At 71.4% G+C, this 20989-nt stretch carries 21 protein-coding genes; 9 read left to right on the top strand and 12 right to left on the bottom strand.

What is annotated here, in order from left to right; genetic code table 11:
* Window positions 1-56 precede the first annotated feature (56 nt).
* From ACFVW6_RS20695 to rimP, 3 genes are all read right to left on the bottom strand, one after another.
* Window positions 57-386, bottom strand: coding sequence for a YlxR family protein (locus ACFVW6_RS20695; protein ID WP_378833217.1), 330 nt, complete (start codon window positions 384-386; stop codon window positions 57-59).
* A gap of 68 nt (window positions 387-454) precedes the next feature.
* Window positions 455-1483: a transcription termination factor NusA gene (gene nusA, locus ACFVW6_RS20690; RefSeq protein WP_355280671.1), complete on the bottom strand. Its 1029-nt coding sequence runs from the start codon at window positions 1481-1483 to the stop codon at window positions 455-457.
* Entirely contained in the window at window positions 1480-2109 is a 630-nt protein-coding gene (gene rimP, locus ACFVW6_RS20685; RefSeq protein WP_378832969.1) for a ribosome maturation factor RimP, read from the bottom strand. The genes nusA and rimP overlap by 4 nt, the downstream gene beginning before the upstream one ends.
* A gap of 364 nt (window positions 2110-2473) precedes the next feature.
* Between rimP and ACFVW6_RS20680 the strand changes: the two genes are divergently transcribed.
* Both ACFVW6_RS20680 and ACFVW6_RS20675 read left to right on the top strand, forming a co-directional pair.
* Window positions 2474-3019, top strand: coding sequence for a hypothetical protein (locus tag ACFVW6_RS20680; protein ID WP_378832971.1), 546 nt, complete (start codon window positions 2474-2476; stop codon window positions 3017-3019).
* Window positions 3016-3453: a ferritin-like domain-containing protein gene (locus ACFVW6_RS20675; RefSeq protein ID WP_355280666.1), complete on the top strand. Its 438-nt coding sequence runs from the start codon at window positions 3016-3018 to the stop codon at window positions 3451-3453. The genes ACFVW6_RS20680 and ACFVW6_RS20675 overlap by 4 nt, the downstream gene beginning before the upstream one ends.
* A 78-nt stretch (window positions 3454-3531) precedes the next feature.
* Here ACFVW6_RS20675 and ACFVW6_RS20670 read toward each other — a convergent pair whose 3' ends face one another.
* A complete protein-coding gene (locus tag ACFVW6_RS20670) occupies window positions 3532-5283 on the bottom strand; it encodes an acyl-CoA dehydrogenase family protein (protein ID WP_378832976.1) in 1752 nt (583 codons plus the stop codon).
* A 120-nt stretch (window positions 5284-5403) separates the two neighbouring features.
* On the opposite strand from ACFVW6_RS20670, the gene ACFVW6_RS20665 reads away from it, so the two are divergent.
* Both ACFVW6_RS20665 and ACFVW6_RS20660 read left to right on the top strand, forming a co-directional pair.
* Window positions 5404-5889, top strand: coding sequence for a MarR family winged helix-turn-helix transcriptional regulator (locus ACFVW6_RS20665; RefSeq protein WP_357344544.1), 486 nt, complete (start codon window positions 5404-5406; stop codon window positions 5887-5889).
* A 19-nt stretch (window positions 5890-5908) separates the two neighbouring features.
* Entirely contained in the window at window positions 5909-7204 is a 1296-nt protein-coding gene (locus ACFVW6_RS20660) for an FAD-dependent oxidoreductase (RefSeq protein ID WP_378832979.1), read from the top strand.
* A gap of 50 nt (window positions 7205-7254) precedes the next feature.
* Here ACFVW6_RS20660 and ACFVW6_RS20655 read toward each other — a convergent pair whose 3' ends face one another.
* Both ACFVW6_RS20655 and ACFVW6_RS20650 read right to left on the bottom strand, forming a co-directional pair.
* Window positions 7255-8697 (bottom strand): DUF6882 domain-containing protein, encoded by a 1443-nt coding sequence (locus tag ACFVW6_RS20655; RefSeq protein WP_378832982.1) that lies wholly within the window; start codon window positions 8695-8697, stop codon window positions 7255-7257.
* A gap of 123 nt (window positions 8698-8820) precedes the next feature.
* Entirely contained in the window at window positions 8821-10569 is a 1749-nt protein-coding gene (locus ACFVW6_RS20650; RefSeq protein ID WP_355280656.1) for a proline--tRNA ligase, read from the bottom strand.
* A 105-nt stretch (window positions 10570-10674) separates the two neighbouring features.
* Here ACFVW6_RS20650 and yaaA point away from each other — a divergent pair, with 105 nt between their 5' ends.
* Entirely contained in the window at window positions 10675-11421 is a 747-nt protein-coding gene (gene yaaA / locus ACFVW6_RS20645; protein WP_378832986.1) for a peroxide stress protein YaaA, read from the top strand.
* On the opposite strand, the gene ACFVW6_RS20640 is transcribed toward yaaA, so the two are convergent.
* From ACFVW6_RS20640 to ACFVW6_RS20625, 4 genes are all read right to left on the bottom strand, one after another.
* Complete coding sequence (locus ACFVW6_RS20640) at window positions 11411-11803, bottom strand: VOC family protein (protein WP_357345692.1); 393 nt, start codon at window positions 11801-11803, stop codon at window positions 11411-11413. The two genes, yaaA and ACFVW6_RS20640, sit on opposite strands and share 11 nt — an antisense overlap.
* Window positions 11803-12084, bottom strand: a complete 282-nt coding sequence (locus tag ACFVW6_RS20635; protein WP_378832988.1) for an ArsR/SmtB family transcription factor — start codon at window positions 12082-12084, stop codon at window positions 11803-11805. Before ACFVW6_RS20635 ends, ACFVW6_RS20640 begins: the two co-directional genes overlap by 1 nt.
* Window positions 12085-12173: 89 nt before the next feature.
* On the bottom strand, window positions 12174-12854 hold the full coding sequence (locus ACFVW6_RS20630; RefSeq protein ID WP_378832991.1) for an NADPH-dependent F420 reductase: 681 nt from the start codon (window positions 12852-12854) through the stop codon (window positions 12174-12176).
* Between the two features lie 76 nt (window positions 12855-12930).
* Window positions 12931-13866: a LysR family transcriptional regulator gene (locus ACFVW6_RS20625; RefSeq protein ID WP_378832993.1), complete on the bottom strand. Its 936-nt coding sequence runs from the start codon at window positions 13864-13866 to the stop codon at window positions 12931-12933.
* 110 nt (window positions 13867-13976) lie between these two features.
* Here ACFVW6_RS20625 and ACFVW6_RS20620 point away from each other — a divergent pair, with 110 nt between their 5' ends.
* Both ACFVW6_RS20620 and ACFVW6_RS20615 read left to right on the top strand, forming a co-directional pair.
* Window positions 13977-14669 (top strand): type 1 glutamine amidotransferase domain-containing protein, encoded by a 693-nt coding sequence (locus ACFVW6_RS20620; RefSeq protein ID WP_365006950.1) that lies wholly within the window; start codon window positions 13977-13979, stop codon window positions 14667-14669.
* A gap of 89 nt (window positions 14670-14758) precedes the next feature.
* A complete protein-coding gene (locus ACFVW6_RS20615) occupies window positions 14759-15631 on the top strand; it encodes an SGNH/GDSL hydrolase family protein (RefSeq protein ID WP_378832997.1) in 873 nt (290 codons plus the stop codon).
* Between the two features lie 6 nt (window positions 15632-15637).
* Here the strand turns inward: ACFVW6_RS20615 and ACFVW6_RS20610 are convergent, their stop codons facing one another.
* Both ACFVW6_RS20610 and ACFVW6_RS20605 read right to left on the bottom strand, forming a co-directional pair.
* Window positions 15638-16261: a metal-dependent phosphohydrolase gene (locus tag ACFVW6_RS20610; RefSeq protein WP_365006952.1), complete on the bottom strand. Its 624-nt coding sequence runs from the start codon at window positions 16259-16261 to the stop codon at window positions 15638-15640.
* A 68-nt stretch (window positions 16262-16329) separates the two neighbouring features.
* A complete protein-coding gene (locus tag ACFVW6_RS20605) occupies window positions 16330-17973 on the bottom strand; it encodes a PucR family transcriptional regulator (protein ID WP_378833001.1) in 1644 nt (547 codons plus the stop codon).
* Between the two features lie 110 nt (window positions 17974-18083).
* Between ACFVW6_RS20605 and ACFVW6_RS20600 the strand changes: the two genes are divergently transcribed.
* A complete protein-coding gene (locus tag ACFVW6_RS20600; RefSeq protein ID WP_378833003.1) occupies window positions 18084-19574 on the top strand; it encodes a CoA-acylating methylmalonate-semialdehyde dehydrogenase in 1491 nt (496 codons plus the stop codon).
* A 19-nt stretch (window positions 19575-19593) separates the two neighbouring features.
* Window positions 19594-20940, top strand: a complete 1347-nt coding sequence (locus ACFVW6_RS20595) for an aspartate aminotransferase family protein (RefSeq protein ID WP_378833005.1) — start codon at window positions 19594-19596, stop codon at window positions 20938-20940.
* Window positions 20941-20989: the final 49 nt, after the last annotated feature.

Here is a 20989-nt window from a genome sequence, read left to right as displayed (position 1 = left end):
CGCACGACCTCGGGTTATCTCCGATGGACGTTCATCGTTGGTGCTTCACGGTGTGCTCATGAGTGCTCGTGCCTGTTCTCGAGGTACTGCTCCAGGGCTGAGATATCCAGATTTCCGGACACTCGTAGGGCTCTGCCGAATGCTCGGCGCCGCTCTGCGGAACGCAGACAAGCTGAAACGGGGTGCAGCCAGGCACCCCGTCCGGGAAGTCTGCGCCGTGGATCGGGAACGATCACAACACCCGGAGCCCCGGCGGAGCCGGTGTCCCGATGCTGCGCCACGATCCGCAACAGTTCGGCAGACGGCTCGCGCTGACGGCATCCGATACAGGTGCGAACGGATTGCGCGGGCCGGTCTTCCACCCACTCTACCGGTGACCCGGTCATAACGACGAACCCCTCCCCTTCCGAAGTTACGAACATGTCATCCGAGGGTCGGGATTCCCGCGTTTTCGTCAACTACGGTGCGCCTCCGGCCGAACCGAATCGCCCTGCTCCGGAGCCGCGTCGCTGCGGATATCGATGCGCCAGCCGGTCAATCGGGCGGCCAGGCGGGCATTCTGGCCCTCCTTGCCGATCGCCAGCGACAGCTGGAAGTCCGGCACGATCACCCGGGCCGCCCTGGCTTCCGGATCGACGACGGTGACCGAGACCACCTTCGACGGCGAGAGCGCGTTGCCGACGAAGGTCGCCGGATCCTCGGCGTAATCGATGATATCGATCTTCTCGCCTGCCAGCTCGCTCATCACGTTGCGCACGCGCTGACCCATCGGGCCGATGCACGCGCCCTTGGCGTTCACGCCGGGCACGGTGGACCGCACCGCGATCTTGGAGCGGTGCCCCGACTCGCGGGCCACCGCGACGATCTCCACCGAGCCGTCGGCGATCTCGGGCACCTCGAGCGAGAACAGTCTGCGCACCAGGTTCGGGTGGGTGCGCGAGAGCTGGATCTGTGGGCCACGCGGGCCACGGGAGACGCCGTAGACGTAGCACTTGATCCGGTCGCCGTGCTCGTAGGTCTCCCCCGGCACCTGCTCGGCGGGCGGGATCAGGCCCTCGGCGCCGTTGGCCTCGCTGCCGATCCGCACCACCACGATGCCGCGGGCGTTGGCCCTGGCGTCGCGCTGGACGACACCGCCGACGATGTCGCCCTCGTGGGTCGAGAACTCGCCGAAGGACTTCTCGTTCTCGGCGTCGCGCAGCCGCTGCAGCACCACCTGGCGGGCGGTGGTCGCGGCGATCCGGCCGAAGCCCTCCGGGGTGTCGTCCCATTCGGAGACGAGGTTGCCGTCGGCGTCCAGCTCCCGCGCCATCACCCGGACCACACCGGTCTTCTGGTTGATGTCGATGTACGCGTTGGGCTGATGACCCTCGGTGTGCCGGTAGGCGGTGAGCAGCGCCGACTCGATCGCCGAGATCACGGTCTCGATGGGGATGCCCTTGTCGGCGACGATCGCCCGCAAGGCTTCGATTTCGATGTTCATTCCGCAACCCCTTCGGTGGGAGAGTCACTGTGTTGTCCTGCGGCGGCGAGGTCGGCGGGTTCTTCGCCCGGTACCGGGCGGCCCGCGGCGATCCCGCCCGCGAGTTCGAGTTCGGCGGCGCCCGGTGCGTTGAACTCGACCTGGACCACCGCGGTGGCGATGTCGGCGAGCGGCACGTGCACCCGGTGCGGCTTGTTCTTGCCGCCGAGGACCAGCGCCACGGTGCCGTCCTCGGCGAGCTGGCCTGCGCGCGCCTCGAAGCGGGCCTTGCCCTCGACCGGCTCGGCGCCCTCGCGCAGCGCGACCTTCACCTTGCGGCCCTGCGCGCGTCGCCAGTGCCGCTCGGCGGTCAGCGGGCGGTCGACGCCGGGGGTGGTCACTTCGAGCAGGTAGGCGGATTCGCCGAAATCGCCCGCGTCGTCGAGCAGCTCGGACATCTCCCGGCTGAGCTCGGCGATCGCGTCCAGATCGGCCGGACCGTCGCTGTCGACGGTGACCTTCAACCGAACCGGCGCCAATTCGTCCTTGCCCGCAGACGCGATCGCGACGCCCTCGAGGTCGAATCCCCGGCGTGCGACGAGCTCAGCGACGAGCTGGCTCACCCTTTCCTCGGTGGGCATCGGCATATGGGCGGCTCCTGGTTCAGTTGTGACGCGATCGGAAATTTCTACGCCGAAGGTCTAGCGTAACGCGCCACGAGAGTGTAAAGGACCAGCCACCGGGCTTCGCGCACCGGTCCGCCCCGGCGTGCCTCCCGGTGTCGCGGCGTGGGCGGGCGACGGTGCGCGGATCTGGCACGATGGGTAGGTGCCCTTCCGCCATACCGCCCCGCCGAGCGCCGGGCGACCTTCCGGCATGCGCTCCGACCGGCACGAATCCCGCCCGATGACGAGCGAGTCGCCGCGCCCGGTCGCACCGCAGCGCACAGCCCCCGCAACTCCGCACCGACCGGCTTCGGCCGCACCGGCGCAGTGGTCGCCGACCGCCGACGTGACACAGCGCACGGCGGGCGCTTGGCGGCGGCGGTCGTTGCTGCGCCTGGTCGGCGCGACAGCCGTCGGCGTCCCCGCGCTGAGCGTGCTGGCCGCCTGCGCCGAGAACGACACCGTGCACGCGCCGGATCCGCTTGCCGCGCAAGAGGTCCTGGCCCGCGCCGACGCCGCGTCCGCGCAGGCCGCGATCGCGCTCGCCCCGCAGGCACAGGCCGCGCTGGCCACCGTCGCCACCGAACGCACCGCCCACGCCGACGCGCTGCGCACCGAGATCGACCGGGTGATCGGCGTGTACGGCGACGGCAGCACCCCCGTGCACCGCACCGGTGAGATCACCGTGCCCGGCCCCGACGGCGCCCTCGTGCCCGCCGCGACGATCGAGAACGCCACCCAGCCGCTGACGATCGCCCAGCTGCGCGATCAGCTGGTCCGCTCGCAGCAGTCCGCCGCGGCGCTGGCCCGCACCGAATCCGGGTACCGCGCGGGGCTGTTGGCCTCGATCAGCGCGGCCTGCGCCACCGAGGCGGGAGTCCTGCTCGCATGACCGATCAACGACAGGCCCTCCAGGCCGCCCTGGACAGCGAGTACGCCGCCGTCTACTCCTACGGCGTGATCGCCGCCTACGCCAATGCCGACCGGGCGCGCATGGTCGCCGAGTTCAGCGCCGCGCACCGGGCCCGGCGCGACGCCACCATCGAACTGCTGGAAGCAGGCGGCACCGCACCCGAGGCGGCGGGCGCCGCCTACACCCCACCGTTCCCGGTCGACGATCCGATCCCCGCGGCACACCTGGCCGTCACGGTCGAATCCGATTGCGCCGCAGCATGGTACGCCGTCGTCGAACAGGCAGCCGACGCGGCGGTCCGGGCCACCGCGACGGAGGCACTCACCGAATCCGCGGTGCGCCGAGCCCGCTGGCAGGCGATCCTGGGCGCGAACCCCGTCACCACGACGTTCCCCGGCCGCGCGTCGGTGTAACCACACCCGGGCACGATCGCGAGCCCAGGCCCGACGTCGGCCGCCCCACCGTGCGGTGCGGCGGCCGAACCGGGTCCGCTACGGACGCATCGCGTAGGCGCCGTCGTAGGACGCCACCTGCTGCCACACCCGGTCGAAGCGCGCGGCGTCGGCCACGGGGCTGCGCAGGGCGCCGACGGCCCACGCGCGCTGGGCCTCGGTGACCGTCGGCTTGCCGAGCAGGGCGGTCGCGTGGGTGTTGAAGTCGCGGATCTGGAAATCGAAGATCTGGTCGACGACATCGCGGTCGAGCCCGGTGAGCTCGGCCTGCTCGAGGATCAGCTGGCCGTAGACCACCGTGGAGAACAGGTGGCCGATGGTCAGCATGAAGTCCAGGTCCTTCTGCTGGGCCGCGTCCGGCGCCGCGGTGAGCAGCAGCGTGCGCAGCGCCTGCGCCTGCTCGTAGAACCGGCCGACGTTCGGCACGTCCGCGGCCTGCTCGTAGGCCGGGGTCCAGTCGGCGAACTGCACCTTGCCCGCGCCGCGCGCCGGACCCTGCTGCCAGAAGAACTCCTGGTCGCCCGGCGCCAGGTCGGTGCCGATGGCCGGGTACTCCGTCGGGTTGAGCAGGTAGTTCGGCATGAACTTCAGGATCTGACCGACGTTCACGTGCACCGTGCCCTCGAGCCGGGGCAGGTGGTTGATGTAGCGCGAGGCCTGCGCGAAGTAGGTGGCCTTCTCGAAGCCCTTGGCCGCCAGCACATCCAGCAGCAGGGTCATCGCGACCTCGCCCTCGGAGGTGACCTTGGACTTGGTCATCGGGTTGAACAGCAGGTAGCGGCGGTCCTCGAGCGAGGCGCTGCGGAAGTAGTCCACCGCGCGGTCGCTGAACAGCTTCATCGCGATCAGGCGCGCGTAGGCGTCGACGAAATTGCCACGCACATGGCCGAAGTCGGTGACCGGGTTGCCGTAGAGGATGCGGTTGCTGGCGTGGGTGATGGCCTCGAAGAACGAGTGCTCGACCATGCCGATGCCGCCGTGGCAGAGGTTGAACTTGCCCACGTTGACGGTGTTGAGCGCGGCCGAGAAGGCCTCGGGCCCTTCGTGCAGCACGTCGGCGGCGGTCACCGGGTAGTTCTCCAGCCGGAAGTGGCTGACGTACATCTGGCCGTGGATGACGCTCTCGACCAGGTGGTAGTCGGCGTGGCGGCTGTCGGCGGCGAACCAGATGTAGCCCTCGGCGCCCTCGACATCGCCGCGGCGGGAGAACACCGACACCATCGAGGCGACGTTGCCGTTGCCGATGTAGTACTTCTCGCCGTTGGCGCGGAACAGGATTCCGGCCTCGGCGTCGGCGCTGCCCGGCGCGGTCGGGGTGAGGATCAGGTCGGTGTTGTAGATGTCGGCGCCGTGCTCGCGCTCGGACAGCGCGAACGCCATCACCTGGCCCGCGTCGAGGTCGGCGGCGGCCTTGCGCTTGGCGGTCTCGTTGTCGCTCTGCCAGATCGGGCCGAGGCCGAGGATGGTGACCTGCTCGGCGTACCAGTACGCGAGGCCGTAGAAGCCGAAGATCTCGGCCAGGGCCGCGTTGCGGGCGGCGTCCCAGCGCTTGTTCGGGTCGCCGTCGGCGTAGGCGGCCGGGGTCAGGAAGGTCGCGAACAGCTTCTCCTTCGCGACGAAGTCGAGGAATTCCTCGGTCCAGACCGCGTCGCGGTCCTCGGCCAGCAGCTGTGCCTTGCCCTTGGATTCGAACCACTCGATGGTGGCTCGCAGCAGCCGCCGCGTCTCGGCATCGAAGTGCTGAGGGTCGTAGGTGGCGGGGTTGAACAGCAGGCTCGGCGAACTCGTCATGGGAGCTAACTTAGCAGCGCCGCACCCCACCTCGAGCCCATGACCTGCGGGTTTCCCCTACGTAGGCGTAAGTTCACCGGCCTATTGTTGTTTCACACAATCAAATGTATTGTTTGATTCATGCAAGCAAACAAGGATCAGGTCTCCGAACTCGCCCGCACGACGAGCAGGTTCGCCGAGGCGATGCGCCAGGGCACCTCCCGGGCGTACGACCCGGTCCGGGTCGGGGTGCTGCAGGCAGTGGCGGAGTCGGGTCCGCTGCGCGCCGGGGAGATCGCCGAACGCCTCGACGCGCTGCCCTCCTCGATCACCCGGCACGTGCAGACCCTGGCGGAGGCCGGGCTGGTGCGCACCGCGCCGGACCCGGCCGACCGGCGGGCGGTCCTGGTCGAGATCACCGACGCGGGGCGCGCGGAACTCCAGCAGTTCCTCGAGGTGGGCGACCAGGTGTTCGGCGCGGTCATCGCCGACTGGCCCGCCGCCGATGTGGTCACCCTCACCCGCCTGCTCGACCGGTTGATCACCGACTGGTCGCAGGCGGGTCCCACCCAGCAGCAGCGGGCGTCGAAGCGGCGCTCCGGCGGGTTCGGCTGGAGCCGGGCCTGACCATCGAAAGGACACCGTCATGGCATCCAACACCCCACTGAAGGTCATCGTCGCGGGCGGCGGTATCGGCGGTCTGGCGCTGGCCAACGGCTTGCGCCGGGCCGGCGTCGCGGTCAGCGTGCACGAGCGCGAGGTGCGGCGCACCGACCGGCTGCAGGGCTTCCGCATCCACATCAACCCGCACGGCAGCGGCGCGCTGGCCGAGCTGCTCTCCCCCGAGCTCTTCGCGACCTTCGTCGCCTGCTCCGGCCAGGGCGGCAACGGTTTCGGCTTCGTCACCGAGCAGCTGTCGAGCCTGATCGATTTCGAGAGCGCCGAGACCGCGAGCGCCGACCGCGACCACTACGGCATCAGCCGGATCACCCTGCGCCGCATCCTGCTCGCCGAACTGGGCGACGCGGTGCACTACGGCAGCGCGTTCGACCGCTACGAGCGTCGGCCGGACGGCCGGGTGGTCGTCCACTTCGCCGACGGCGGCAGCGAGGTCGGTGATGTGCTGGTCGGTGCCGACGGCGGCACCTCGCGGGTACGGGCCCAGTACCTGCCGCAGGCGCGGCGGGTGGACACCGGCATCGTCACCATCGCGGGCAAGTACGCGCTCACCCCGAGCGCCCGCGACCGCCTCGATCCGCGCCTGCTCGCGCACCCGCACAGCGTGATTCCGCCGAGTGGTTGCGGCATGTTCGTCGCACCGCACGAATTCGCCCCGCCCGCACCGGGTGTCGCGCTCGGCAGCGACGGCCCCGAGCTCACACCCGGCTTCCTGTTCGACGACACCCAGCCCTACGTGTTCTGGGCGTTCGCCGCCGAGCGGGACCGATTCGGCGTCGACCTGTCGGCCCTCGACGCGGCGGAGCTGCACGCCACCGCGGTCCGGATGACCGCGGGCTGGGCGCCCGAACTGCGCAGGTTGGTCGCCGAATCCGACGGCGCCACCGCCACTCTCCTGCCGATCAAGACCTCGGTCCCGATCCCGCGCTGGACCCCGACCACCGTCACCCTGCTCGGTGACGCCATCCACAGCATGACCCCGTTCGCCGGCATCGGCGCCAACACCGCCCTGCGCGACGCCCAGCTGCTGTGCCGCATGCTGGTCGCCGCCGACCGCCGCGAGCGCGGCCTGCTCGACGCGATCGGCGCCTACGAAACCGCCATGACCGACTACGGTTTCGCCGCGGTCCGCACCTCGCTGAGCACCGCCGAACGCGCCGTCGCCGACGGCAGGCTCGGCCGCTTGATGGGCAAGCTCGTCCTGCGCACCGCGAGCGCGATACCGCCGATGAAGCGCAAGATGTTCGCCGACCTCGGCGCCTGACCCGGTGCCGCGCCGCCCGGAGCACCGGACGGCGCGGCACCGCGCCGGGATCAGCTCATCAGTTCGCCGATCAGGCCGGTGCGGGTGCCGATGATCCCGCCGGTGGTGTCGAATTCGACCCGCAGCTCGTACAGGCCGAAGTGCGCGAGCAGCAGCTGCGGTTCGCCGAAGGTCAGGGTGGTGACGTGGTGGCGCTCGAAGTAGCCGGCGGCCATCGCCCGCATGGCGGGGTAGCGGCTGTCCGGATCGGTCAGCGGATGCAGCAGGTTCGCGGCCGTCTCGATGAGCTGGGCGGCCACCCCGGGATCCGATCCCGTCATGGTCACGGCGTCGTCGGTGACCGCGAAGTAGCGCCACCCGGCGCCGTCCGGCGCCGCTGCCCAGCCGACGGATCCGCCCAGGTCGGCGGCCCCGGCCACCAGCAGGGTGACCACATTGTCGGGATGGACGACGGTGCCGAGGTCGACCCGGTCCACCGCCAGGTGCTCGGCCCCGTGTTCGCGCGCCAGCCCGCGCAGCGCGGCGGCACCCGTCCACTCCCGCCCCGCCCATGCCCAGATCCGGTGCTCGCTGTCGTAGCGGCCGATCTCGGCGACGGCCACCGGACCGCCGGGGACCTCGACGAGATCGCCGTACATCGGCTGCCAGCGCAGGGTCGGTCGCGGCGCGTCGGTGGCCGCGCCGCGCAGCGAACCGTGACCGCCGACGGTGGTCGCGGTGGCCGGTGCCAGCGCGACCAGCAGACTGTCCGGGAAGAAGGGTGGGATCCGCTCGTGCCGCGGCCCGGCCTCGGCCGGGGCGAGCGGGCCCGCACCGACGACCTCGGCGTCGAGGAGCTGGTCACCGGCGTCGATGCGGACGATCAGCCGCGGTCCGTCGGGCAGCTGCACCTCCACCCCGTCGGCGGTGTCGCGCACGGGCAGGCGGTGACGGTGGGCGTAGCCGGCCACGACCGCCCGCGTGCCGGTGCCGGGCAGCATCCTGGCGGCGGCGGCCACCAGGTCGGCCACCCGGCCCGGGTCCGGCGTCGCGGACGGCACCTGCTCGTCGTCGACGATCAGGTAGGCGTACGCGCGGCCGCCGTGATTGAACTTGGTCATCCCGCGGGCGCCGAGCGCGCCCAGCGCGATGATCGACAGATGGTCGGCGGCCAGCATCGGGTCGGGGAAACCGGCGAGATCGACGATTTCCTCGGCGAATTCGGGGATCCCGTGCTGTAATCCGAGCTCGCGCAGCCGGGTCGACGCCGCGACGCCGGGCAGGCCGGCGAGGGTGGGTTTGGCCCACGCCCACATGAAGGTCAGATCCTCGGCGTAGGTCCCGATCTCGCCGGACCCGGCGAACTCCCGGTCGCCGATCCACACGCACCCCGCCCGATGATCCACCCGGGTCGGCCCCGGCCTGATCTGCTCCTGAAATACCGAATACTGCTCGATCGCCCCGCCGAGATAATCCCGCGCCAGCCGCAACAGCGAATCGCTGAACGTGTCCACGCGCTCGAAACTATCAGTTCCCCGGCCACTGCCCGTAGGCGAGCGGCAGCGGTCGGTTCCTGTGCCGCAGCGGCTTTCGCCGACCCGGTCGCGCCGCGGTGGACGCGACCGGGTCGCGCGGATTCAGCCGCGGATCTTCGCGGTGACCGCGGCGACGGCGTCCTCGGCCGCGATCTCCTCGGCCTCGCCGGTGAACCGGTTGCGCAGTTCGACCTTGCCGTCGGCCCAGCCGCGGCCGATGACCAGGATCCAGGGCATGCCGAGCAGTTCGGCGTCCTTGAACTTCACGCCGGGCGAGGCGGTGCGGTCGTCGAAGAGGACCTCGAGGCCCTGCTTGTCCAGCCCGGCCACGACCTGCTCGGCGCCCTCGCGGGCGGCGGCGTCCTTGTTCGCGATGACCACGTGCACGTCGAACGGCGCGACCTCGGCCGGCCAGCGCAGGCCCTTGTCGTCGTGCTGCTGCTCGGCGATCACCGCGACCAGGCGCGAGACGCCGATGCCGTAGGAACCCATGGTGAGCCGGACCGGCTTGCCGTTCTCGCCCAGCACGTCGACGTCGAACGCGTCGGTGTACTTGCGGCCGAGCTGGAAGATGTGGCCGATCTCGATGCCACGGGCCGACACCAGCGGACCCGCGCCGTCGGGCGAGGGATCGCCGTCGCGGACCTCGGCGGCCTCGATGGTGCCGTCGGGGGTGAAGTCACGACCGGCCACCAGGCCGACGACGTGCTTGCCCTGCACGTCGGCACCGGTGATCCAGCTGGTGCCATCGACGACACGGGGATCGACGAGGTAGCGAACACCGTTGGCCTGCAACGCCTTCGGGCCGATATAGCCCTTCACCAGGAAGGGGTTGGCGGCGAAGTCGGCCTCGGTGAGCAGCTCCACCTCGGCGGGCTCGACGGAGGCTTCCAGCCGCTTGTCGTCGATCTCGCGGTCACCGGGGACGCCGATGCCGAGGATCTCGGTCTTGCCGTCCGGGTGGCGCAGCTTGACCATGACGTTCTTGAGCGTGTCGGCGGCGGTGACGGCGCGGTCGAGCACCGTCGCCTCGTTGGCCCAGTCGACCAGCGTGGCGATGGTGGGGGTGTTCGGGGTGTCGTACTCGACCGCGGCGGGCAGGCCGTCGATCGGCAGCGGCGCGGGCGCGGGCGTGACCACGGCTTCCACGTTGGCCGCGTAGCCGGACTCGGCACAGCGCACGTAGGTGTCCTCACCCACGGGGCTGGCGGCGAGGAATTCCTCGGACGCGCTGCCGCCCATGGCGCCGGAGGTGGCGGCCACGATCACGTACTCGACGCCGAGCCGCTCGAAGATGCGCTGGTAGGCGGCGCGATGGGTGGCGTAGCTGGTGGCAAGGCCGGCGTCGTCGAGGTCGAAGGAGTAGGAGTCCTTCATGGTGAACTCGCGGCCGCGCAGGATGCCGGCGCGGGGACGTTCCTCGTCGCGGTACTTGTCCTGGATCTGGTACAGCGTGACCGGCAGATCCTTGTAGGAGTTGTACTCACCCTTGACGGTGAGCGCGAACAGCTCCTCGTGGGTGGGGCCGAGCAGGTAGTCGCCGCCCTTGCGGTCCTGCAGGCGGAACAGGGCGTCGCCGTATTCGGTCCACCGGTTGGTGGTCTCGTAGGGCTCGCGCGGCAGCAGCGCGGGCAGGGAGATCTCCTGGGCGCCGGTGGCGTCCATCTCCTGGCGCACCACGTCCTCGATGCGGCGCAGCGTGCGCAGGCCCAGCGGCAGCCACGAGTACACGCCGGGGGCGATCCGGCGGACGTAGCCGGCGCGGACGAGCAGTTTGTGGCTGGGCACCTCGGCGTCGGCGGGATCGTCTCGCAGGGTGCGCAGGAACAGGCGGGAGAGGCGGGTGATCACGGATGCACAGGGTAGTCCCTGGTCCGGGGCCACGTGCAAGCCGATATCGGTTCCACCGACCACCAGCGGCCGGACCGCGGCACGACGCCGGTACCGTAGGCGATCGTGCTGGTGCTGCTGCCTCCCTCCGAAACCAAGTCCGACGGTGGGTCGGGCGCGCCCCTCGACCTGGCCGATCTGGCGATGCCGCAGCTCACGGCGGTGCGCGACAAGCTGATCACCGAGGTGGTGCAGCTCGCCGCCGACCCGGCCGCCGCCACCGCGGTGCTCGGGCTCGGCAAGGCCGCCGACGCCGAGATCGCCCGCAACGCGAGCCTGCGCACCTCGGCGACCCGCCCCGCGCTGGAGCGCTACACCGGGGTGCTCTACGACGCGCTGGACGCGAAGTCGTTCACCAAGGCGCAGCGCGCGAAGGCGTACGCGCGCCTCGGCATCGGCTCCGCGCTGTTCGGCGCGGTCCGCGCGGCCGACCCGATCCCGGCCTACCGCCTCTCCGGCGGCACCAAGCTGCCCGGTCTGCCGACGCTGTCGGCGGTGTGGCGCGACGTGCTGTCCGACGCCCTCTACGCCGAGGCGGGCGGCGAACTCGTCATCGATCTCCGGTCGGGCAGCTACCAGCAGCTGGGCCGGGTCCCCGACGCCATTACCGCCAACGTGCTCACCGAGCACGCCGACGGCTCACGCACGGTGGTCAGCCACTTCAACAAGCATCACAAGGGTCTGCTGGCCCGCGCGCTGGTGCTCACCCGCGCGGAGCCGACCGACATCCGCGCGGTGGCGCGGGTGGCGACCAAGGCCGGCCTGCGGGCCGAGATCGCTTCCCCCACCGAACTTCTCGTCATCACGCGGTAGTGGGCTGCATCAGCTGGATGAGGTTGCCGCAGGTGTCGTCGAAGACGGCGGTGGTGACCGCGCCCATCGGCTGGGGCGGCTGGGTGAACAGGACGCCGCGGTCGAGCAGGCGGCGGTATTCACCGTCGAGGTCGTCGACGGTGAAGATCATGCAGGGGATGCCGTCGGCGGTGAGCGCGGACTTGTAGTTCTGGGCGATCGGGTTCTGGTCGGGCTCGAGCAGCAACTGGATGCCGTCGACGTCGGCGGGCGAGACCACGGTCAGCCAGTCGTACTCGCCGACCGGCACCCGGTCCTTGACCTGGAAGCCGAGCACGTCGGTGTAGAACTTCTCGGCCTTGTCCTGGTCGTCGACGAAGATGCTGGTCACACCGATGCGGATCATGGGTCCTCCTGGGGGATCGGCCATCGCTCCGAGATCGCGCGCAGCGGCGTGAAATCGGCGTGATGGAACTTGTAGCGGCCTTGTCGACGGGAGGTCACCAGCCCCGCGGCCTCGAGCATGCCCAGGTGCTGGGTGATCGCCTGCCGCGACGAACTGATCCCGTGCCGGGTGGCGAGCTTGGCGCACAATTCGAACAGCGTCTGCCCGTCCCGCTCGGCCAGTTCGTCGAGCAGCGCGCGCCGCGTCGAGTCCGCCAAGGCGGTGAAGATATCGGTCACGGCGCGCGCTCCTCCCGTCGTCTCCCCTCGAACGATAGGCAAGCTGACGCTTGCATGTCAAGCATCGATGCAGGTGGGAGGCTCCCGCCTCAGACCTCGGCGGCGGCCAGCGCGGTGCGGATCGTCGCGATGTCGCCGGTGGTCGCGGCCGCGGGCGGCCAGGAATCGCCCGGGACGGCGTAGGGCCGGACGTAGACCGGCGTGTCGCGCTGGGAGCGACGGCTCTCGGCGAGCGTGCCGCCGTCGACGACGTCGTAGCCGAGCGCGTCGATCAGGTGGGCCGCGGCGATCTTCGCGGCCGGGTCGTCACCGAAGACCGGCAGCGCGGACCGGTCGGCGGCGCCCGCGGGCCGGGCGAGGGTGGCCAGGTGCTCGAAGTAGATGTTGTTGAACGCCTTGACCACCTGCGCGTCGGGCAGGTGCCGCTGCAACAGCTCACTGGTGGTGACGGTGTCGGCGTCGAGTTCGGCGATGGCGCCGTCCCGCTCGGGGTAGTAGTTGTTGGTGTCGAGCACGACCTTGCCCGCCAGCGGCGCGACCGGTACGTCCTGATAGGCCTTCAACGGCACGGTCACCACGACGAGGTCGCCTGCGGCCGCCGCCTCCGCCGGCGTCGCCGCCCTGGCCCGGGGCCCGAGCTCCGCGACGAGGCCGGCCAGCGTCTCGGGTCCGCGAGAATTGCTGAGTACCACGTCGATTCCGGCGGCCACCGCCAGCCGCGCCACTGTCGATCCGATATTGCCGCTGCCGATCAATCCGAGTGTCGTCATGTGCTCGGTCAACCACCGAACCGGTGCGCCTGTTCCCGCCCCGTGCGCACGAGCCGATCCGGCCGACCGGATCGGCTCACTCGGCGCGCCAGGCGACCGCGGCCGCGAGCAGCCGGGCCCGGACCAGGTCGACGTGCGGCCGGGGCGGTCCACCGACCCGGCGGGCCAGGAAGCCGGTGTTGATCGGCGGATCGGCCGGATCGAGCAGGGTCACCAGGCTGCCGTCGGCGAGCTCGCCCGCGCACAGGTAGCGCGGCAGCACACTGATCCCCGCGCCGGCGCGCACCGCGGCCAGCACCGCGCGCAGATCGGGGACGATCAGGGCCGGGGTCGCCTCCAGCCGGGTCTCGAACACGTGCCGCCAATAGCGGCGCAGGATCGGCAGATCCGCGGCGTAGCTGAGCAGCGGGAGCCCGTCGAGCGCGCCCGGATCGGCGCGGCGCAGGCGATCGGTGTCGACGCGGGCGGCCACCGCGGGCGCCGCGACGAGCAGGAACTCCTCGTCGACGAGCGGTTCGGCGAGCACGGTCCGGCCACGCGGGCGCGCCGTGGCGATCACCAGATCGAGGGTGCCCGAACGCAATTCGGCCAGCAGGTCGTCGGTGAGGCCGGCGCGGACGGTGAGCCGCACCCCGTCGGCGAGCAGCGGCGCGAGCGCGGGCAGCACCTGCGCGGCCAGCATCTCGGCGGGCCCGCCGAGCAGCACCGGCGGTTCGGGCGGCGCGGGCCGCTCGGCGACCGGGCCGCCGACCACCGACGCGAGCGCGTCCAGCGGGGCGCTCACCCGCGCCGCCAGCTCGTGCGCGGCGGCGGTCGGCGCCACCCCGCGCGGCAGGCGCTCGAACAGCGGCGTGCCCAGGTACCGTTCCAGCGCCTGGACCTGCGTGGTCACCGTGGGCTGGGACAGTCCCGCCTGCGCGGCCCCCGCGGTGAGCGATCCGGTCCGGTAGACCGCCAGGAAGGTCCGCAACTGCACCAGATCCATCGAGCCATCGGCTGGCCTATGTCTCATATAGACCATCCTATTGGTCAGACAATGCCCGAGTCCCTAGCGTCGAGAGCGCGACCCGACGACGCTGCCGGCCGATCGCCACGAAACCCGTTGAATGGAGAAGGAATCCGATGGCACACATCCTGTTCGTCCTCACCGGCGCCGATCACTGGACCCTGGCGGACGGCACGAAGCACCCCACGGGGTTCTGGGCCGAGGAGTTCGTCGCGCCGTACGCGGCGTTCACCGGCGCGGGCCACACCGTCACCGTCGCGACGCCGGGTGGCGTGCTCCCGCCGGTCGACCAGGGCAGCCTGGCGGCCGAGGCGAACGGCGGCGCCGAGCGCGCGGCGGAGATCGCCGAGGTCCTGGCCGGGGCCGAGGTCCTGCGGCAGCCGATCCCGCTCGCCGAGGTGCGGCTCGCCGACTACGACGCGGTGTTCTACCCCGGCGGGCACGGCCCGATGGAGGATCTCGCGGTCGATCCCGTCTCGGGTGCGCTCCTGGTCGACGCGCTGGCCTCGGGCAAGCCGCTCGGGGTGGTCTGCCACGCGCCCGCCGCCCTGCTCGCGACCGCCGACGCCGACGGGAAGTCCCCGTTCGCCGGGTACCGGGTCGCCGCGTTCAGCAATGCCGAGGAGGCCCAGGCGGGCTTCGCCGAGAAGGCGAAGTGGCTGCTCGCGGACCGGCTCGTCGCGCTCGGCGTCGACTACCGCGAGGGCGAGCCGTGGGCCCCGCACATCGAGGTCGACCGCACCCTCTACACCGGCCAGAACCCGGCGTCGTCGGCGCCGCTGGCGGCCCGGATGCTCGACGCGCTCTGACCCACACACCCGGCGGACCGCACCGGTCCGCCGGGTGTCGCGGCGCCGCGTGCTTGTGGCGTGGCCCACAGCCACCTACTCTTCGCGCTGTGGATCCCCGCCGTTCGCTGAAGAACAGTCTGCGCGTGCTCGCCGCGGTCGTCTCGCTCGCCGCGCTGCCGCTCGCCCCGGCCCAGGCCGAGCCGTCACCCTCGGGTGGCGCGGCCTATGTCGCGCTCGGTGACTCCGGGGCCGCGACCACCGGCGCCGCCAATCTGGACCTCGGCGCGCCACTGCGCTGCGTGCGCTCCACCACCAACGCGCCCAAGCTGGTCGCCGAGCGCCTGGGACTGAGCCTGGACGACCGCACGTGCAGCTCGGCGAAGATCCCCGACCTCTACACCTCCCAAACACCGGGTGTCGCACCGCAACTCGACGCGCTCGGACCCGCGACGAAGATCGTCACCCTGCACATCGGCGCCAACGACGCCGAGATGACGAAGTACATCCTCGGCGACTGTCACGCGGGCGCGGCGACCGGCGGTTGCGCCGCGGCGGCCGATCCCGCGTGGGACGCGGGCATCGACGCGATCGCCCCGGCCTACGCCGCCGCCCTGACCGAGATCGCCCGCCGCGCACCGGCCGCCACGATCTTCGTCGACGGCTGGCCCACCTACCTGGCCGACACCAGCTGCCCGGCGATGCTCGGCCTGCTCCCGGCCGACGCCGCCTACATCCAGTCGAAGTTCGCGCGGCTCAATACCGTCGTCGCCCGTGAGGCCGCCGCGCACGGGGCGATCTACATCGACACCGTGGCCGCCTCGCCCGCGCTCGGGATGTGCGCCGACCCGGCCGTGCGCTGGTTCGATCCGCTGGTGGCCGACCAGACCCTGCTCCCCTACCACCCCACCCTGACGGGACAGCGCGGCGTCGCCGAACTGCTCACCGCCGCCATCGAATCCAGCGGCGCGCTGGGGCGCTGAGCGGTCTCAGTCGGTGAGCCGGTCCAGTTCGGCGGCCAGGTTCTCCCGCGCGCGCTCCTCGTAGCGGGCGCGGGCCGCCGGAGTCCGGTACAGCACAGGCTGATTCGCGATCGCGCGCAGCACCGCGGCGCGACCGGCCCGGAACAGGTCGTCGGGGACGTGCGCGTACTCGGTGCGCACCGCGGTCGCGTAGGCGGCGTAGCTCACCGGATCGCCGCCGAGCACGACCAGGTCGGCGTCGCACAGCACGGCACCGTTGGCGTCGCCCGCCTCGGAATCGTGACCACGGGTGAGCAGCACCAGCCGAGCCACCTCGTCCACCAAGGGTTTTCGGGCGCCCAGGGATTCGAGGACGTCGCGCGCCAGGTCGGCGCTGCGTTCCTCGTTGTCGGCGCGGTCGACCGCGTAGATCGCGTCGTGGAAGAAGGCGGCGTAGCGCACCGCGTCGATATCGGCTGCGCTGTCGGCCCATTCGTCGATCGCGCCGAGCATCGCGCGCAGGTGTTCGGCGGTGTGATAGTGGCGATGGGGTTCGCTGTAGCGGGCGATGATCCCGGCTCCGAGGGAAACGGAGTCCGGTCCGGCCAGGGCGGTCCAGCGGTCGAGAAGGTCCAGCGACGACAACGTCATGGGCTCCAGTGTCGGCGGACACCCGCTCGCCGACAACCCCGATTTCCGGTGGGATCACCACGATCGGCCTATCGCGCGTCGTCGCCACCGGTGAGTTCGCGCACCAGCAGCGCGGTGTGCAGCGAGGTGCGGGACTCGCCGTCGTCGAGGTCGACGTCGAGAATGCGCTCGATCCGGGCGAGGCGGTCGTAGAGCGTCGGCCTGCTGATGACGAGCGCCTTGGCGAGCTCGGTCTTGTTGCCCGCCAGGTCGAGGAAGCGGCGCAGGGTGGCGGTGAGATCGGTGCCGTGCCGGAGGTCGTGGCGCAGCAGGGCACTCAGTTCGGTCTCGGCGAAACCCTGCACCCGGGGATCGTCGCGGATCAGCGAGAGCAGCCCGCGCAGCCGGATATCGGCGCTGCGGAAGAAGATTCGGTGGGGCGCGGCGCGCATCGATGCCGCGACGGCCGCGACCTCCCTCGCGTCGGCGAGTCCGCTCGCCGTGTCGAGCAGGGAGTCGGAGTCGGCGCCGACGCCGATCACCGCGCGCCGCACCCCCTCGACCCGGCGCACCTCGGTGAGCACGGCCGCGCACACCGTCGCGAGCCGGTCCTCGACGACGGCGCCCCGGGCGAGGGCGAGAATCATCGCGACCCGTTCCCCGTCGACCTGCGCCGCGCGGCCGCCCGTGCCGCGCGGCCCCGGCCGGTGCTCGGCCGCGCTCAGCGCCGAGGCGTCGGCGAGGCCGAGCCCGTGGGTCACCGCCTCGACCACCGCCGCGCTGCGCCGTTGCGCCGCCACCGGGTCCGGGTCGGCGACGGCGTCGACATCGATGGCCAGCGGAACGTAGCGGGCGTGCCGGTGCAGCCCGAGCGCGGCCGCCCGCGCCTGCGCGTCGCGTTCGTCGCCGATCCGGCCCTCGACGAGGTCGGCGATCAGCCCGGTCTGGGCCCGGCGGTGCAGCCCGAAGCGGTCCTTGTCGATCATCCGGTGCAGGGTCAGGGTCTGGGCCGCGCGTTCGAGCACCATTCGCGCGCGGGGTGTCGGGCCGTGGTCCGCGCGCAGGATCAGCCTGCCCCAGCGCTGCATCTGCGGGCCGACGTCGACCACGCACGCGTCGTCGGGCAGCAGGCGCGAGGTGGCCTCCCAATTCTCCAGCAACGCCGAGGACGTGGTGTGCCGGGCGGTCGCGGCCAGCACCCGGTGCGCCAGATCCTCCAGCACGACCGACGCGTCGAGCATGGTGGCCGCGGTGCGCACGATCTCGGCGAGCGCGGCCCGGCGCACACTGAGGTCGGTGAAGGTCTCGTGCACCGTCCTGGCGAACTCGAGCTCGGCGTACTGGTCGGCGACGATCGCGCGATGGACCGCCTCGGTGATCTCGACGAACCGGGTCACCCGGTGCAGCACGATCACCGGAAGCCCGAGTTCGGCGGCGGTGGCCGCGACGACCGGCCCCAGTTCGCTCACGTAGCTGCCGAGCTCGACCACCAGGCCCGCGACCCCGGCGGCGGCCAGCGAGCGCAGATAGGCGACCCGGGCGGGCTCCGGCGCGGCCAGTGCCTGCCCGGTGGTCAGGATCAGCTCCGCGCCGACCAGCACCTGGGCGACGTCGGCCAGGTCGCTGACGTGCACCCAGCGCACCGGCCGGTCCAGATCGGCCCCGCAGATCACCTCCGGGTGACCCGCTTGGACCACCGGCGTGGCGAGCACATCGGCCACCGTCAACAGCACCGACGAATCGTAATACGAAAGCCGCGACTCCGTACAGATCGTCGGCCGGTGCCGCGGTGATCGTGGACCAGGGTGGAAGCACCACCCTTCCCGGCGAAACGAGGTCTGGCATGCAGTCCATCGGCCACTGGATCGACGGCAAGTCCGTCACCGGCACCAGCGAGGCGACCGCCCCGGTCACCAATCCCGCCACCGGCGCGGTCACCGGCGACCTGGCCCTGGCGAACGTGGCCGACACCCGCGCGGCGATCGACGCCGCGACGGTGGCGTTCGCGACCTGGCGCGACACCTCGCTGACCCGCCGCACCCAGGTGCTGTTCCGGTTCCGCGAGCTGCTGGCCGAGCGCAAGGCGGAGCTGGCGGCGATCATCACCGCCGAGCACGGCAAGGTGGCCGCCGACGCGCTCGGTGAGGTCACCCGCGGGCTGGAGGTCGTCGAATTCGCCTGCGGCATCCCGCATCTGCTCAAGGGCTCGTTCACCGAGAACGCCTCGACCGAGGTCGACATCCACTCCGTGCGCCAGCCGCTGGGCCCGGTCGCGATCATCTCGCCGTTCAACTTCCCGGCCATGGTGCCGATGTGGTTCTTCCCGCTGGCCATCGGCTCGGGCAACACCGTGGTGCTCAAGCCGAGCGAGAAGGACCCGTCGGCGGCGCTGTGGCTGGCGCGGCTGTGGCAGGAAGCGGGCCTGCCCGACGGCGTGTTCAACGTCGTGCAGGGCGACAAGGTGGCCGTCGACGAACTGCTGGACAATCCGGGCATCAAGGCGGTCTCGTTCGTCGGCTCCACCCCGATCGCCAAGTACGTCTTCCAGCGCGGCACCGCGGCGGGCAAGCGGGTGCAGGCGCTGGGCGGGGCGAAGAACCACATGGTCGTGCTGCCCGACGCCGATCTGGACCTGGCCGCCGACGCCGCCGTCAACGCCGGATTCGGGTCGGCGGGCGAGCGGTGCATGGCCATCAGCGTGGTCGTCGCGGTCGGCGGGGTCGCCGACGAGCTGGTCACCCGGATCGCCGAGCGCGCGGCGACCATCGTCACCGGGGACGGCACCTCCGGCGCCGACATGGGTCCGCTGATCACCCGGGCCCACCGCGATCGCGTCGCCGACTACATCGACGCGGGTGAGAGCGCGGGCGCCCGGGTGGTGCTCGACGGCCGTCCGCTGATCGTCGAGGGCGCGCCGGACGGATTCTGGCTCGGGCCGACGATTCTCGACGGGGTCACGCCGTCGATGAGCGTCTACACCGACGAGATCTTCGGGCCGGTGCTCTCGGTCGTGCGGGTCGGCACCTACGAGGAGGCGGTGGCGCTGATCAACGCCAACCGCTACGGCAACGGCACCGCCGTGTTCACCAACGACGGCGGCGCGGCCCGCCGGTTCCACCACGAGGTGGAGGTGGGCATGGTCGGCGTCAATGTGCCGATCCCGGTTCCCATGGCCTACTACAGTTTCGGTGGCTGGAAGAACTCGCTGTTCGGCGATTCCCACGCACACGGCACCGACGGCGTGCACTTCTTCACCCGCACCAAGGCGATCACCACCCGCTGGCTCGATCCCAGCCACGGCGGGCTGGAACTCGGCTTCCCCCAGAACAAGTGACCGGACAGGAGCAGTGCCGATGACGCTTTCCGACGAGGCCGCCCGCGCCTACGAACTCGATCGCCGCCACGTCTTCCATTCCTGGTCGGCGCAGGCCCAGGTGTCGCCGATCGTGCTCACCGCGGCCGAGGGCTGCTACGTGTGGGACGGCGAGGGCAACCGGCTGCTGGACTTCTCCTCGATGATGGTGAACACCAATATCGGGCACCAGCATCCGAAGGTGGTCGCCGCGATCGCCGCGCAGGCGGCCGAATTGTGCACGGTCGGACCGGCGTTCGCCAATGCCGCCCGGTCCGAGGCGGCCCGGCTGATCAGCGAGCTCACCCCGGGCGACCTGGACAAGATCTTCTTCACCAACGGCGGCGCCGACGCCGTCGAACACGCGATCCGGATGGCGCGCCTGCACACCGGGCGGCCCAAGGTGCTCGCGCGGTACCGCTCTTACCACGGCGGCACGGAGACCGCGGTCAATGTCACCGGCGACCCCCGACGCTGGCCCAACGATCACGGCACCAGCGGGGTGGTGCACTTCTTCGGCCCGTTCCTCTATCGTTCGGAATTCCACGCGAGCGACGAGGCGCAGGAGACCCAGCGCGCCCTCGAGCACCTGGAACGCACCATCGCGATGGAGGGTCCGGCCACGATCGCGGCCGTCGTGCTGGAATCGGTGCCGGGCACCGCGGGCATCATGGTGCCGAGCACCGAGTACATGCGCGGCGTCCGGGAACTGTGCGACCGGCACGGCATCGTGTTCATCGCCGACGAGGTGATGGCGGGCTTCGGCCGCACCGGGAAATGGTTCGCCATCGACAATTTCGGCGTCGTCCCGGACCTGATCACCTTCGCCAAGGGGGTGAACTCCGGCTACGTGCCGCTGGGCGGCGTGGCGATCAGCGAGGCCATCGCGGCCACGTTCGCGGACCGGCCGTACCCGGGCGGGCTCACCTATTCGGGTCATCCGCTGGCCACCGCGGCGGCGGTCGCCACGATCACCGCGATGCGCGAGGAGCGGATCGTGGAGAACGCGGCCGAGGTCGGTGCCCGGGTCATCGGGCCCGGGCTGCGCGAACTCGCGCAGCGGCATCCGAGCATCGGCGAGGTGCGCGGGCTGGGCGTGTTCTGGGCGCTCGAGCTGGTGCGCGACCGCGCGACCAGGGAACCGCTGGCCCCCTACGGCGGCACCAGTCCCGCGATGACCGAGCTCGTCGCCGCCTGTCGGCGCGGCGGGCTGCTGACGTTCGTGAACTTCAACCGGCTGCACGTGGTGCCGCCGTGTGTGATCACCGAGGCCGAGGTCAAGGAGGGGCTGGCGATCCTCGATCAGGCACTCACCGTCGCCGACGCGCACACCGTCGACGCGCCGTGACACCGGCGGTTTCGCCGCGGGCGGAATGCGCCCGCGGCGCAACGCGTTG

It is taken from the genome of Nocardia sp. NPDC058244, assembly GCF_042882065.1.
Classification (GTDB): Bacteria; Actinomycetota; Actinomycetes; order Mycobacteriales; family Mycobacteriaceae; genus Nocardia.
This window is presented reverse-complemented; position numbering and strand designations above follow the sequence as displayed.